This window comes from Luteolibacter arcticus (assembly GCF_025950235.1).
GTDB lineage: Bacteria > Verrucomicrobiota > Verrucomicrobiia > Verrucomicrobiales > Akkermansiaceae > Haloferula > Haloferula arctica.
On sequence record NZ_JAPDDT010000001.1, the window covers coordinates 686,502 to 699,968 of the forward strand.

Sequence of the window (13,467 nt, forward strand, 5' to 3'; positions counted from 1 at the left end):
CCGGGCCTTCAGATTTCAAGTTTTAGAACGTCTTCGTCGCGGTGTCACTCGCTCGCGCTGGCACGCAGGAAGGCCTTCGTGTGAGCCGAGGTGGGGCCATTGATCCGGAACGAGCGGTATTCCCAAGCCGCCGAACTCAGCCCCGCGGCCGGCAGCGTGATGCCCGGTGCGCCGGTGACTTCGGTCAAGGGGAGCGTCCACGCCGAGAGATTGATGCTGCCTTGCACCCGGTAGATCACATCGTCGATCTCGGCGGAAACCAGGCCATTGGCATCCGCGGTGAAGGTGCCGGCTCCGGTGCGGATGGGAATGGTGATCACGAGCGCGTTTTCACCACCGAGGGTGAAGGGCTTTACCTGGACCTTGCCACTGGCCGTGCCCGAGGAGGGATTGCCGTCGAAGGCAAACTCCGCGAGGTTGTCGAGACCGTCGCTGTCGGCGTCATCGGTCGAGCCGCGCTTGCCGGGATCGCTGATTTGTCCGGCCCACAGCTCGAAGGGCGTGGCGCCGGTCCATTCGGGATCGACCTCGATGATGCCGGAGCCCGTGATTTCGGGCAGGCCGATGACGCCGGGCTCGGTGGTTCCATCCGGACCGTAACGACCGGCCGATTTCGACAGGCCGCCGACGATGAAGGTCTTCACGACATTGACGGTGCCCGCCGTGGCGAAGCCGAGGTCCAGGAAGGCATCTTCGCCCACTTCCAGCGTTGCCCCGCTGTAGAGGGTCGGGTGGGTCAGGCGCAGCGCTCCTTCCGCGACCGTGGTGTTGCCCTGATAGGCATTCGAATCGGAGGAAAGGATGAGCGTGCCCTCGCCTTGCTTCACCAGCGCGCCATTGGTCAGGTTGACGCCCAGATTGAAGCTTCCGAAGCCGTTCACCCGGATCGTGCGGGCACTGCCGCCGAGGTCGATGAAGTTGGCGCATTCACGCGGGTCACCGTGGTGCTGCTGTCGCCGGACTTCACGAATTCGCCGGCATTGGCGAAGCGGATGCCGCTGGCGCTGTTGCCGTAGGTGAAGGTTGCGGCATTCGCGATGGAGAGGCCGCCGCCGTCGAGGGTGAGGATGGAGACGCCGGAGCCGCCGAGCTTCAGTTCGCCGCCGTTCGCTCCGAAATTCAGGCCTGCGATGGTTTCGTTCGTGCTGGAGGCAGTTTCGAGCGTGGCGGTGGCGTTGCTGATCATGGTGTTGGCCGTGATCACGGTGCTGTTGCCAAGCTGTTCACTCGCCGCGAGCCGGAGGTGACCGCCATTGATGGCGACCGGGCCGGTGATGGTGTTGTCGCCGGAGACCGGATTGAGCAGGGTGACACGGCTGATATTGGCCCCGGAGATGGCACGCCCGCTCACCGTGAAACCACCCGTACCGGTGAGCTTCGAGGCGATGCGGAGACCTTGCTCAGAGGTGCCAACGTGTCCTTCATGCAAGACCGCGGCGGGCTGCAGGGAGAGCGTGCCGCCGGTGACCAGCGTCGCAGAGGCCGTCGCCGCCCCCATGCGCTTGATGCCTGCCACCGAGAGGGGGGCGGGGGAATCGACCGTCACCGTGTAAGCACCCACGGCCAGGATGCCGGTCGCGGAACCATTATTGACCCATGGCAAATGGGCGACCGCCCCTTGGTCCCAGTTGAGCAAGGTGGTATTCCACGTGCCTGCCGCGACGGCAGCGGCTCCATCGCCATTGGTGAGGATGTCGGCGGCGGTGCCGTCGAAGTACATCACTTGGGGGAAGGCAGTCGACTCTGCACTCTGCTCAAGCACGATGCGCTTGTTAGGAACATCGTGCCGCACCCGATAGCCAGCGGGCACACCTGTGATCGAGTTGAACGTGCCGGACAAGGTGCCGATGTATTCGAGCAGCGTGTAGGAACTTTGGGTCGCGCCACTACCAAAAGGGGCGACTGCGATCTCCGCGATCTTCGCCGGACTGAGAACGATGTCGCCGTTGACGACGAGCTTGTCGGCGCTGGTACCATCGACTTCCAATTGAATCGAGCCACTCGCAGCAGAGGGAATGTGCAAACCGCCGGTGGTGAAGGTGCCGGTAGTGAGTGCTCCGTCGCCAGGAGCAACAACGGCACGGGCGGCCGCCACGCTTCCGGTGCCAAGGAATACCACGCCAGCCACCGAACCGGTGCCACCCAGCGTGGCGCTGGCACTCACGGAGACAGAGCCCTCGCCGAGCCCTTGGCCGCTGGCATTGTTCAGCAGCAGTGTTCCAGCACTCACGGTGCCGACAGTGCTTCCGGGTCTGGAGAAGTCAGCAGGGACGGTGCGTCTCACGGTGCCACTGCCGGTCTTCTGGAAGGTGCCGGTGCCGGCGATGCCAGCATTGTAGGCAAAGCTGTCGGAGCGATTGAGGATGAGAGTGCCGGCAGAACCAAGATCCACAGGCGAATCAGCACCGAGGTCGTCTTTGAACGATCCGGTGGTGCCGCCGCTGCCGAGTTGAACCACGGCGTCACCGGAGCAGAGAAGTTCTCCGTCGAGGGTATTGTCCGCGGTGAAGATCACCGTGGAGCCGGCTTGGCCGGGGGTTCGGTGGACGACCACGTCGGCAGGCGCATCAAGTGTCGAGCTGATGGTGAGTGGCTGGGTGTTGTTCGTCGAGAACGTCGGCGTGCCCGTGAGGGTAATGGGGCCGGAGAATGTGATCGGTGAGCTGGCGTTGGTCAGGGTGCCGCCTTCGCCGATTTCCACCGGCACGGTAAAGGTCCCCGTGGTCCAACTTCGGGCCGCCGCTCCAGCGTCGATGGTGAGTTTGTTCCCGAAGGCCGTGGTGCTATAGCCGACGAGAATCCCCTCGCTAACACGGACATTCACACCGGAATTTGTACCGGCGAGATGCAGCGTGCCCGCGCCGGTCTTGGTGAGCGTGCGGACTGTGGCGGACGAGCTGGTGACCGATCCACTGACGAACCCGGTGGAGCCGAACCCGAGGTCGAGATTCACTCCCACGGGCACGCCGACCGAGGCATCGCTGGTGAGAGCAAGGTGCTGGATGCCGGTCTTGCCACGGCCAACAAAGGCGAGGTTTCCCGATGAACTGGAAGTGATCGCGCCGGCAAAGATGCCAGGCTCGACCTCGATGCCGTTGCCCGCGACTTCTGCCGAGTAGTAACGCCGCGAACCTGCGGTGGCGTGCACGGCCCCGCCTTGTCCATTGAAGTCGAGGGTCGCTCCCGATGCGACTTTGATCGCGTTGTTCATGGCACCCAAGGCGTAGGATGTGCTCTCGATCAGGTTCTGGCTGCTGAGCGCCAGCTTGCCGCTGCTCACTTGGATTTCCCCGGTAAAGCTGTTGTCCCCGCCGAGGGTAAGGAAGGAGCTGCCTGTTTTCGCGATGACGACACCGGTGCCGTCCAACTTGCCGGTTCCATCAAGAGCATAGTCGGTAAAGCCGGTGGACGAGAATGTCAGCTTGGCCGGGCTAAAGGTGCCGTTGAGCGCCACGTCGAAGGCACTGGCACCGTCCGGGAAAACCAGTTCGTCACCATCGGCGGGCGTGCCGGGAGTCCAGTTCGCGGGGGTGCTGAAGTTCATGTCCGCACCTCCGCCGGTCCACGTGACCGTGGCCGCAGGGGAGGAGAGAATACCGAGGGCGGTGCTGCCGAGCAACCAGCGACGGGTGAAGAAGGAGCGCTTGAGCCGTGTGATGTTCATGATGCGTCGATGTCAGGAGGCGGTAGGCGAGCCGAACCCGAGGCCCGCCATTCAAGCCTCAGGGAAGACCAAATCGACGGCGGCGCGGCGAGTCCGGCGGCGCGGACAATCTGCATTGGTCGCCATGGCAGTTTGACATCGGGTCGCACGCCTGTATTGCTCGGCTTCCATGGAATCGCTGCGCCGGATCACCTTGGCCGATCAAACGGAAGCCGCCTTGCGCGAGGCGATCCGTGATGGACGGTTCGGCGAGCGTTTGCCGGGCTTCCGGCCATTGGCGAAAGCGCTCTCCGTGAATCCTGTCACCGTCGCTGAAGCGGTGGCCCGCTTGGTCGAGGACGGGACGCTGCTGTCGGATGGGCCGCGGAAAAAGTTCCGCATCCCGCAAGCAGGCCGCGGCGCAAAGCAGACGGCGCGCCGCAAGGTGCTCTACCTCACCGCCGAGCCGCTCCATGAAATGAGGACGGTGGCGCTGGAGATCCTTTCTCAGCTTCTGTTAGAGCGGCCCGAGTGGGACGTGAGGCACCGAACGACGGGTCATGGCAACGACGCCAGGCCGGACAGGCGGCGCTGGGACGGCTTGCTGAAGTCAGAGGAGGCCCGCCATCTGGTGGTCTTCGGCGGTCGCCCGGACATCGCAAAATGGTCGCTCGACCGCGGGGTGCCAGCCTATTTCCTGGGGGGCGATACCGGCCGGCTCGCGGTCCCGATGCTCGGCGTGAATGCCGCGGATATGCTCTCGCAGGTGATGGGAAAGCTCATGGACCTGGGACACAGCCGGATCTGCCAGCTCATGTGCGGCCTGCCGGAGGGCTTCTGCCAGCGCCAGCGCAACTCCATGGCGGAGTGTCTCGAAGAACGCGGCCTGCCCTTCGTGCCAAACTACCACGCCCCGATCATCCCTCGCTCCGATCCGGAAGACCTTGCCGCCGCACTGGCGAGAGTGATCAAGGTCCGTCCGCCCACCGCGCTGGTGCTGTTCGATTGGGAGCACTTCATCATCGCCTCATGCGTCTTGCGAGACCATGGCCTGCGGATTCCCAAGGACATCTCGATCGCAATGCTCTCCCAAGACCGGATGATGGAGTGGCACCTGCCGCGGATCGCTCATTTTAAATATCCCGTGGTGCAGGTGGCCCGCACCTTGACAAAGTGGATCGAGACGCCGCCGGAGAATCTGCACATGCACGTTTCGCTGCCGCTGGAATTGATGGAGGCGGAAAGCCTTGCCCGCGCGCCGGAGAGTTGATCCCGGCCGCAAGATCAGGCATCATGACAGCCATGCTGAGTCTGGGACCGACGCGACCATGAAGCCCACTGGAAGAACGAGGCTTTGCGTCAAGCGACGAGTCGCGGTCGCGGTGCTGCTGGCATGCACCGCCTTTTCCAATGTGGCATCCGCTCAAGGCACCGCAAAACCGGCGAAGCTTCCTGGTGCCAAGCAGATCGGTCTTTCCTGTGCCTTCTATGCGAACGTCCCGGCCCTGACCAAGATCAGCGGTATCCAGATCGTGGACGACACCCGAGCATCGAGGGCATGGGTCGCGAGCATCTACGGGCTACGGCGGGGTGACTTCGAGTTCCGCAGTGCATTCGACAAGCAGGTCTTCTTCGAGCTCTTCGGCATCGCTTCGGAAGGCGGGCGGCGCGACTACGGCGACTTTGCGAAGAAGACCCTGCTCCCCGAAGCGGAGCGGCTGATCACTGAGGTCTTCGAACCGGCACTGGATCGAGGCGACTACATTTCCCTTCGCGCGCTCGGACCCTTTGGCGGGCCGCACAACGTGCTTCTGCTCGGCCATGCCAACGGGAAATACCAGATCCACGATCCGACCACCGGAACCATTCGCGCGACGGGGCGGACCGGGCTAGCCGCGCGGATCCTGAGCGAAAGCAAGCGGGGGACCAAGGTGAAGAAGCGATACTTCTCCGCCTATCACCTGGTGACCGTTCGCGGGGCTCCGGGCTTCAAGGGGAATCCACTGCGGCTCGCGCAGTTGCCGGAATTCCTGAGCCTGCGCTTTGCCGACGCGCAGCGGAAAGCGTTGGAGGAAAAGCTCGTCGTCGGGGATCGCGTGGATCCCACCGATGTGGAACAGATCGCGAGGTCGCTTCCCTCCATCGACTTCGCCGTCATCACAAGAACCAGCGGGAAAGAGACAAAACTCGTCAGCGCGATCGATCGCGAGCTTCCTGCAAAGAGTCTCCAGGGCGTGGTGAACCTCGCGAAGCTGTCGATCAACAGCTACCAGATCGGCGCCCGCGATCTGCTGCCGGTGTGGTGGATCGATGGCCGGGCATGCGTTGTCACGGGCTATGCGAAGGCCTGGGAGCCGGGGGGAGAGGCGTCGGTGACTTGGTTCACGCAAGCAAATTTCCAGACCATCCGCTTGAGCGAGGCTCTCGAAAAACTGAAGGCCTCAGGATCACTGATCGGTTATGTGGAAGTGCCACGGGAGGGGAAGATGGAGCAGCCGATCTCAATCGAGGAAAGCCGATAGCACCCCGCCGACAATCGTCAGGACGTCCAACGTATCAGGCCCCTTCGAGTCTTCAAACCGGAGGGATTCTGTGGTCACCAGCGGTGTCCTCCGTCGATTCTCCACGACCGGGGCATACATCTTCTTCACGCGTTCCGCCTCGTGCTGCTGATAGATCAACTTGCCTCCGGCCCGCCACCACTCGGTCAGACGGCGGAGTTCACTGCCCTCCAGCCATACCCCGTGCGTCCCGCAGCGATCCACGATCACGCCACTGCGACCGCCGAAATTGAGATGGCTCATGCGCTCCTGGCACATCGGGCACCGGTGATAGACGATCACGTCGCGGTTGTGGCTGAAGTCGGCGGCGATCTGGTTGATCTGCGCCGGGTCGAGCCACACCAGCGGGTTCGTCTGCGCTTCTAACAGCGCCTCCAACTCGCCGGGATTGAAGAATGTCCCGTAGCAGGTGGTGCACCGCTCGATGCGGATCTTCGGCTCGGTGTCGGTGTCGAACTCGATCACATCGAGCGGCGTGGAGCAGTGGGGGCAGGGCAAGGAGGCATCGGCACCGAGGTCGCGGAAATGGATCTGCCGCAGGTTCACATCCTGCCGGACCCCGCAAAAGGGACAGAAGGTCATGGTGCCCTGGAGTCGGCCGCCGCAGCTCGTGCATTTCATCGCGGGTGGTTTTCGCCGATGACGGAATCCCGGTCAATTCCACCGGTAAGGCGGCTTTCCACACGGCAGCCGGGCGGGCCGTGCTGGATCCACCGGCGGAGCCGGATCAGGTCCGGCTTGCAATCCTGTGCCCGCCCGCGAGCCTGTTGCCCGTCATGGCAGATCAACCCGCAACCTCCCCGCGATTGCGCTCGCTCGATGCCCTGCGCGGCTTCGACATGCTGTGGATCGTCGGCCTGGCGGAGCTGTTCCTCCAGCTCGCGAAGGTCACCGACGTCGGCTGGCTCCACGTGTGGGCGGAGCAGCTCGAGCACGTGAAATGGGACGGCCTGCGCGCCTACGACCTGATCTTTCCGCTGTTCATGTTCCTGTCCGGCGTGTCGGTCCCGTATGCCCTCGGGAAGAAGCGTGAGCGCGGCGATTCACGCGGTGCACTGCTTGCCGGCGTGTGGAAGCGGGTGCTGCTGCTGGTGCTGTTGGGAATCGTTTACAATGGGGGGCTGGAGCTGAAATTCGAGACACAGCGCTACGCCAGCGTGCTCGGCCAGATCGGCCTCGCCTATGGCATCGCGGCCAGCCTTTACTTGCTGACCTCCACGTGGAAAGGCCGGGCGATCTGGTGTGGCGGGATCCTTGCGGCCATTGCCGGCCTGCAACTGCTGTTTCCCGTCCCCGGCCACGGAGCCGGCGTGCTAACGCAGGAGGGAATCGTCAATGCCTGGCTCGACCGGTTGCTGCTGCCTGGCCGCTTGCACGTCACCGGCGTATTCGATCCCGAAGGTCTGCTGTGCATCGTCTCCGCTGCAGCGCTGACCCTCGGCGGCGTGCTAACCGGCGATTACGTGAAAAGCTGGGGCGCGCCTTCGCACACCGCCGCCGGCCGCCTGCTGCTCGCCGGGGCGGGGCTGTTAGTCGCGGGCTGGTTGTGCTGGAAGGCCGGCTATCCGCCGATCAAGTCGGCGTGGACCACCACCTTCAACCTCCTGGCGGGCGGCATCTGCATCTGGCTCTTCACCGCCTTCCACCTGATCATCGATTTCCGCCCGCAGTCGAAGTGGAGCTTTCCCCTCGAAGTGGTCGGCATGAACCCGCTGACGATCTACCTCGCGGAACGGATCATCCCGTTCCCGGTGATCTCGGAATTCTTCTTCGGCGGTATCGCACGGCTTTGCGGGAAGTGGGAGGAAGTCGTGCTGGTCGCCGGCATCCTCCTGATCGAGTGGCTGCTGCTCTGGTTCCTGTGGCGGAAGCGGGTGTTCTTGCGGGTGTAGCGGGACCTTCTTTCATAGTTCACGAGAAGGCTGATGCCGGGAGCAAAGCGGGCTGGGTTGGAAGCTTCCGCGGTGTCACCACCGCGCCTACGCAACTCACTTCGCCGCGGCCTCGTGGAACGCCTTGCGGATGTCGGATCCGTCCGAATTCGGCAAGTCCGCCCGCTGGATCAGCAGCAGATGGATGCGCTTCTTCACCGGATCGATCCATGCCTGCGTGCCGTACGCCCCGCCATGACCGAAGGTGCCCGGCGACAGGGTGGCTGCGACGCCTTGCGGTTCCCGGATCACGCACCAGCCGAGTCCCCAGCCGTTGCCAGGGGTGAAGCCGGTCTTGAGGTCGCCGCTCTGCACCGTGGTCATCTGCTTCACGGCCTTCTCCGAAAGGTAGCGCTTACCATCCAGTTCGCCGCCGCGCAGGATCATGCGGGCGAACTTCTCGTAGTCCTCGGCGGTGGAGAACAGGCCGCCATTGGCCCGCGGGTAGCGCTCGCGGCTGGTGATCGGCTGGTTGCCCAGGAACATCAGCGCGGTCTTTTCCAGTCCGCCCGCAGCGGAGCGCTTGTATGACACGGCCAAGCGCGCGGCCTGCTTTTCCGTGGGATAGAAGGTGGTGTTTTCCATGCCCAGCGGCTGGAACAAATGCTTGTCGAGGAAGTCGGGAAACGACTCGCCGGAGACCACTTCCACCACCCGTGCAGCGGTATTGATGCCGGTCTGGCAATACTGCCACTTCGAGCCGGGTGCGAACTGGACCGGCTTCGCCACGATCAGCGGCATCAGATCCTTCAGCGTGGCGATGTTGCCGGACTCCTGCGGCGAGACTTCGCTCAAGCCCGCGCTGTGGGTCAGGCACTGCTTGATCGTCACGATGACTTCCTTGCCGCCGGCGTCCTTGAGGCCCTTGAACTCGGGCAAGTACTTCGACACCGGGTCATCGACCGAGAGCTTGCCTGCGTCCTGCATCATCATCACCGCGGTGCCGGTGACGGGCTTGGACATGGAGGCGATCCAGAACAAGGCATTGGTCTCCATGCTCGCCTTGCTTTCTAAATCGGCGAAGCCATTGGCACCGAAATGAAGGGTCTTCTCGCCATCGGCCACCAGCGTCACGGCGCCGGCGATTTCCTTGGCAGCGGTGGCCTTGTCCATGGCCTCGCTGATGGCGGGGTTCACTTCAGCGAATGCTGCCGTGGCGAGCAGCGAAAGGAGCAGGATGGGTTTCATGGGGAGATGGAGGATCGTAGATTGTGGATGGCAGATGAAAGGCGGCAGGTGGGAGGGAGGAAGGCGCTGCTTCTTCCATCTACGATCTGCCATCCGCCATCTTCGGGCTACTTCTTGTTCGGGTCGTAGAAAATGCGCACCTCGGCCTTCTCGCCGCCGAGAAGCTGCTGGGCGCGCTTGAGCGCGTCGCGGGTCGAGATGTTCGGGTTGCTGGGCTTGTTGAGGAAGATGTTGCTTTCGCCGGCCTTGCGGTTGGCACCTTCCTGAACCGTCGCCAATACGCCGGAGTTCTTCAGCACCCGATAGACATCGCGGGTCGCGCCCGAGATCAGCAGGTGACGGCCGTTGGCCCGCATGAATTTCACCAGATCCTCCAAGGCCAGCACCGACGTCGCGTCGAGGTGACGGGCGTTCTTCAGCCGCAGAATCATGATCTTCAGCGAGGCATCGGCCGCCGTGCGCTGGATCTGCGTGCGGAACAACTCGGCGGCGCCAAAGAACAGATCGCCTTCGACGTGGACGATCGAAATTGCCGGGTTCGGGCGTTGGCGTTTCTCACCCATCTGCCGCAGTTCACCGGCGTCGCTGAACTCGTATTCCACCAAGTGCGGCCGGCTTGCCTTGCGCAGGAACAGGGTGATCGACAGGGCGACGCCGATGAAGATCGCCACGTGCAGTGGCGCGATCAAGGTGGAGACAAAGGTGGTGATCAGCACCGCCGCATCGTCCGGAGTCGAACGCGCGCAAACGCGGATATTGTGGCGATTAATCAGCGCGAGCGCGATGCCGATGACCAGGGCTGCCAACGCGGCCTTCGGGACATAGTCGATCAAGGAGATCCCGAACTTCGGCAACCACGCGATCAGCAAGGCGGCGGAAAGCACCAGTAGCCCGGAGTAGATCGAGGACATCCGCGTGCGAGCCCCGGAGGAAAAATTCAGCGTCGAGCGCAACAGCGATCCCGAGGCAGGCATTCCACCGGCGATGGCGGATGCAAAATTGGCAGCACCCACCGCGAACATGTCCTGGTTCACATCCGCCCGATCACCGGACCGTGAGGCGATGGTCTTCGCCATCAGTGTGTTTTCCAAACAAGCGAGGAATGCGACGGCGAGCGCGACGGCCACGAGCGACGAGATGTCCTCAAAGATGCCCGGTCGTGCGAAGTGGGGCAGGGAAGGCAGCAGATCCTCCGGCGTGAACGTGCGGAACCGCGCGGAATTCGCGAAGGGTGCCACGCCCTGTTGGATCAGGGTTCCGAAGACCGCCGAAACGAGAATCAGGATGATCGCCAGATTCGGCCATCGCGGCTTCCAGCGTTTCATCGCCATGAACAGCGCGAAGGTCGTCGCGCCGATGATCACCGGTCCCCAGTCCACATGGGAAAGGGAGCGCATCAACGCATCCACCAGTCCAACGAAGCTGCGCGGTCGCATCTGGTCCACCTCGTAGGCCACGCCCAGCAGGTGCTTGAACTGGTTGGTCATGATCAGCACCGCCGCCCCGGAGACGTAGCCGACCAGCACCGAACGCGAAATGTACTGCAGCAGGTCGGCCACCCGTAGGATCGAGCCTAACAAGCAAAACAACCCGACCATCATCACCAGCAAGGGCACCAACTGGGTCTCGCGCGCGGCCAGCGCGGGCTCCACGGCGAAGAAACCGAAGAGCATGAACGCAGTCGCATTCGTCGGCCCCAGGATGGTGTGACGGGAGCCGGCGAACAGTGGCGCGACGATCGAGGCCGTGGCCGAGCAAGCGATGCCGAAGACAATCGGCAGTTCGGCGATGGCCGCATAGGCGATGCCCTGCGGGATATCCAGCAGCGAGACATTGAGCGCCGCCTTGCCGTCGGCGCGGAATTTTTCGCGACTGTAGCGCCGCAGCGTGTGGAGGATGGGCAGTGGATCCAGTTTCCCTCCGCGGAAGAACGTGCCGAGGCGGCGTGCGATCCGTCTGGGGTGGAAAGGTGATCTCATGGAATCCTCAGCGGAACCGTGCGCGGCGCATCAGCACCAAGCCAAGCAGCACGCTGGCGACATTCGGTGCCCAAGCGGCGAGTTGGACGCCCGTGTGGCTCTTGCCGCCAATCATTCCGCAGATGAAATACGCCACTCCGATCAAGAGACTCAAGATCAGACCGGACGAGGTGTCCTTGCGCCGTGCCTTGATGCCGAGCGGCACTCCAATGAAAGCGAAGGCCAGGCAGGCGAACGACGAGGCATAGCGGCGGTGGATTTCCTTTTCGTAGTTCGGGATGAACGCGGTCCAGTCGACTACCAGGCTCTTCTTGAGGAGCTCCTGCTTTTCCAGCAACAGGGGCTTCTTGCTTTCACCTTCACTCTCCAAGCCCTTGATCTCCTGCTTGAGGGTCGCCACCCTCTCTACCACCCGGAGCTGCTTCTCTTTCAGCTCCTCGATGTAGTCTCGGATCGCCGAGTTGCTCATCGTCGCGGGATCATCCTTGGAGGGCTTGGTCTCGTAAGGGAGCACCACCGGCACCGACTCCTCCGCGAGCACAATCTGCGGCTTGCCCGTGGAGTCCGACGTTTGGAACATCGCGTCGTAGAGGTGCAGGCGGAACTGCTGCTTGTCCTTGTCGATGACGGCCTTCGCCTTCATCGCGTGGACGTAGATGTCGCGGGCTTCCTTGTCGGTGGGATCGGCGACCTTGAAGAGGTGAAAGCCTTCCATCGTGGAGCCATCGGACTTCTCGATGTAGGCGCGCACGTCCTTGAGGCTCTCCTCAAAGCGCGCCAGGCCGTCCTGCTCCGCCGCGGCACTCAGCATGCTGCGCGGGTCCATGGCGAAGGCCCGCATCTTGATATTCTTCGATGTCGCTTTCGCCCATGGTGCGACTTCCAGGTTCAGCCACAGGCAGCCGACGGAAAGCAGCGCCCCGAGGAAAAAGACCGGCAGCGAAAGACGGGGCAGGCTCATCCCCGCCACCCGGAAGCCGATCAGCTCGTTCTCCGAGGACATCCGGCCGAACACCAGCAGCACGGCCGAGAGAAACGCCCATGGAATCGTGTAAATCAGCGCGAAGGGGAGGGCAGCCACCAGGAATTCGCCGATAATCGAGAGCGGAGCGCCGAGCTCCACGATCAGCATCCGGAGGTTCTGGAAGAGACTGCCCATCACCAGGATGGTGCTGAGCAGCAGGATGGCGAATAGCGTCCCGACGAGGACTTGGCGGCCGATGTAGCGGTCGGAAAGACGCATGGATGCACGCAGCATGGTTCGCCCGCGCCAGCCTGTCCAGAGGGAGTTCCGGTGGTCACATTGACCATACTCGGTGTGTGTTTTCACCAGGGTTGTTCACAGAACTCCCTAACGGTTAGCGAATGCGTTCGAATGTCCTTGCCCCACCCGCCTCGCTTGCTTTTCTCCACCGCAAATTCGCCGGATGAGCCGGCCGGATTCTTTCACACAAACTCGCGGCACGGAGCTTGCTCTCCATGCCGTCCTCCCAGCCAGCCCGCACACTCACGACATGCTTATCGATCCGTCCCGCGGCGAGTCCGCCCACATCCCGCTCCAATCCCGCCGTGGTGCCCTTGGCACCCTTGGAGCTGGCGCTCTCGCCCTGCTTGGTACCACCGGCTCTGCCTCTGCCTTCTTTTCCAAGAAACCCAAGATTACCATCGTCACCGCCGCCAGCACGGTGGACCTCAGTGGCCTGCCCGCGGAATGGGTGGCACGCCAAGGCCGTGAGCTGAAGGCCTACTCCGATTTCCTCGCCAGCCTGCGACTCCAGCGGCTGACCCCGCGCCAAGTCATCGAGGCCCATGCGAAACAGCGGGGCTCGGTCTGGAATGCACTACCCCCGCGCGCTTATTGGCGGCAGATGGTGCCGACCCTCCGGGTCATTGATCGCGTCGCCATTCAACTCGGTCAGCCGGTGAAGGAGATCGTTTCCGCGTATCGTGCTCCGGCTTACAATTCCCGCTGCCCAGGCGCAAAGTCCGGCTCCTATCATCAGGCCAACGTGGCGATCGACGTGCAATTCCCCGTGGCTACTTCGACAGTAGCCCAGACCGCCCGCACGTTGCGCTCAAGCGGACTCTTCCGCGGCGGCGTGGGGCGCTACTCGACATTCACGCACATCGACACACGCGGGCAGAACGTCGATTGGTGAGAGGGC

10 protein-coding genes are annotated in these 13,467 nt (G+C 63.2%); 4 read left to right on the top strand and 6 right to left on the bottom strand.

The genetic code is table 11. The annotated features are described in order from the left end of the window. Positions 1-44 precede the first annotated feature (44 nt). Both OKA05_RS02830 and OKA05_RS02835 read right to left on the bottom strand, forming a co-directional pair. Positions 45-881, bottom strand: a complete 837-nt coding sequence (locus OKA05_RS02830) for an autotransporter-associated beta strand repeat-containing protein (protein ID WP_264485579.1) — start codon at positions 879-881, stop codon at positions 45-47. Next, entirely contained in the window at positions 878-3,664 is a 2,787-nt protein-coding gene (locus OKA05_RS02835) for a beta strand repeat-containing protein (protein ID WP_264485580.1), read from the bottom strand. Before OKA05_RS02835 ends, OKA05_RS02830 begins: the two co-directional genes overlap by 4 nt. Before the next feature lie 169 nt (positions 3,665-3,833). Here OKA05_RS02835 and OKA05_RS02840 point away from each other — a divergent pair, with 169 nt between their 5' ends. Continuing rightward, positions 3,834-4,913 (top strand): GntR family transcriptional regulator, encoded by a 1,080-nt coding sequence (locus tag OKA05_RS02840; RefSeq protein WP_264485581.1) that lies wholly within the window; start codon positions 3,834-3,836, stop codon positions 4,911-4,913. 58 nt (positions 4,914-4,971) lie between these two features. Continuing rightward, positions 4,972-6,165, top strand: coding sequence for a hypothetical protein (locus OKA05_RS02845; protein ID WP_264485582.1), 1,194 nt, complete (start codon positions 4,972-4,974; stop codon positions 6,163-6,165). Here the strand turns inward: OKA05_RS02845 and OKA05_RS02850 are convergent. Next, entirely contained in the window at positions 6,145-6,825 is a 681-nt protein-coding gene (locus OKA05_RS02850; RefSeq protein WP_264485583.1) for a zf-TFIIB domain-containing protein, read from the bottom strand. The genes OKA05_RS02845 and OKA05_RS02850 overlap by 21 nt on opposite strands. Before the next feature lie 5 nt (positions 6,826-6,830). Here OKA05_RS02850 and OKA05_RS02855 point away from each other — a divergent pair, with 5 nt between their 5' ends. After that, on the top strand, positions 6,831-8,096 hold the full coding sequence (locus OKA05_RS02855) for an acyltransferase family protein (RefSeq protein WP_264485584.1): 1,266 nt from the start codon (positions 6,831-6,833) through the stop codon (positions 8,094-8,096). Between the two features lie 96 nt (positions 8,097-8,192). Here OKA05_RS02855 and OKA05_RS02860 read toward each other — a convergent pair whose 3' ends face one another. From OKA05_RS02860 to OKA05_RS02870, 3 genes are all read right to left on the bottom strand, one after another. After that, positions 8,193-9,323 carry a serine hydrolase domain-containing protein gene (locus OKA05_RS02860; RefSeq protein WP_264485585.1) on the bottom strand — a complete coding sequence of 377 codons (1,131 nt, stop codon included), beginning with the start codon at positions 9,321-9,323 and terminating at the stop codon, positions 8,193-8,195. Positions 9,324-9,430: 107 nt separating this feature from the next. Continuing rightward, entirely contained in the window at positions 9,431-11,302 is a 1,872-nt protein-coding gene (locus tag OKA05_RS02865) for a SulP family inorganic anion transporter (protein WP_264485586.1), read from the bottom strand. A 7-nt stretch (positions 11,303-11,309) separates the two neighbouring features. After that, positions 11,310-12,545 carry an LptF/LptG family permease gene (locus tag OKA05_RS02870; protein ID WP_264485587.1) on the bottom strand — a complete coding sequence of 412 codons (1,236 nt, stop codon included), beginning with the start codon at positions 12,543-12,545 and terminating at the stop codon, positions 11,310-11,312. A 271-nt stretch (positions 12,546-12,816) separates the two neighbouring features. On the opposite strand from OKA05_RS02870, the gene OKA05_RS02875 reads away from it, so the two are divergent. After that, on the top strand, positions 12,817-13,461 hold the full coding sequence (locus OKA05_RS02875) for a D-Ala-D-Ala carboxypeptidase family metallohydrolase (RefSeq protein ID WP_264485588.1): 645 nt from the start codon (positions 12,817-12,819) through the stop codon (positions 13,459-13,461). Positions 13,462-13,467: the final 6 nt, after the last annotated feature.

Excerpts from the sequence above, each read along its gene's own strand:
- OKA05_RS02835 (WP_264485580.1), bottom strand. The coding sequence starts at position 3,664 with ATGAACATCACACGGCTCAAGCGCTCCTTCTTCACCCGTCGCTGGTTG.
- OKA05_RS02840 (WP_264485581.1), top strand. The coding sequence starts at position 3,834 with ATGGAATCGCTGCGCCGGATCACCTTGGCCGATCAAACGGAAGCCGCC.
- OKA05_RS02845 (WP_264485582.1), top strand. The coding sequence starts at position 4,972 with ATGAAGCCCACTGGAAGAACGAGGCTTTGCGTCAAGCGACGAGTCGCG.
- OKA05_RS02850 (WP_264485583.1), bottom strand. The coding sequence starts at position 6,825 with ATGAAATGCACGAGCTGCGGCGGCCGACTCCAGGGCACCATGACCTTC.
- OKA05_RS02860 (WP_264485585.1), bottom strand. The coding sequence starts at position 9,323 with ATGAAACCCATCCTGCTCCTTTCGCTGCTCGCCACGGCAGCATTCGCT.
- OKA05_RS02865 (WP_264485586.1), bottom strand. The coding sequence starts at position 11,302 with ATGAGATCACCTTTCCACCCCAGACGGATCGCACGCCGCCTCGGCACG.
- OKA05_RS02870 (WP_264485587.1), bottom strand. The coding sequence starts at position 12,545 with ATGCGTCTTTCCGACCGCTACATCGGCCGCCAAGTCCTCGTCGGGACG.
- OKA05_RS02875 (WP_264485588.1), top strand. The coding sequence starts at position 12,817 with ATGCTTATCGATCCGTCCCGCGGCGAGTCCGCCCACATCCCGCTCCAA.